Annotated in this window: 1 protein-coding gene; it reads left to right on the top strand. The window is 37.8% G+C overall.

Features of this window, described 5'->3' with window-relative positions; translation table 11 throughout:
* A partial coding sequence (locus ACQY6F_RS19030) for a reverse transcriptase domain-containing protein (protein ID WP_428776692.1) occupies window positions 1–574 on the top strand: 574 nt, incomplete at both ends.

Here is a 574-nt window from a genome sequence, read left to right as displayed (position 1 = left end):
AACAGGGGTATGCCAAATAGCATGGTATGAATGCCTTAGAGACTTTCTTATTGAAAATGGTTTTAGGATTGGTAAGGCCGATTCTACTCTCTTCACTAGAAAAATGGGTAAAGATTTGTTTGTATGCCAAATTTATGTTGATGATATTATATTTGGTTCTACTAACAAATCCTTTTGTGATGAGTTTAGCAAAATAATGACGGATAGGTTTGAAATGTCCATGATGGGGGTTCTCACATTCTTTCTTGGATTTCAAATCAAGCAAGCCAAAGAAGAGATTTTCATTAGCCAAACAAAGTACACACGTGAGATACTCAAGAAGTTTGGCATGGACAATGCAAAGCCCATCAAGACTCCCATGGGCACTAATGGACATCTTGATCTTAATTTGGGCAGCACATCGGTTGATCAAAAGGTATATCGCTCCATGATTGAATTTTTACTTTACCTTTGTGCATCTAGGCCCGATATTATCCTTAGTGTGTGTATGTGTGCAAGATTCCATGCTGCACCCAAAGATTGCCATTTAAGGACAGTCAAGAGAATTATGAGGTATATAGTTCTCACACCTAAG

The sequence above is a fragment of the Vibrio sp. genome, from assembly GCF_050299255.1.
Classification (GTDB): Bacteria; Pseudomonadota; Gammaproteobacteria; order Enterobacterales; family Vibrionaceae; genus Vibrio.
The sequence above is the reverse complement of the archived record's forward strand: the minus strand, read 5'-3'. Positions and strand labels throughout refer to the sequence as shown.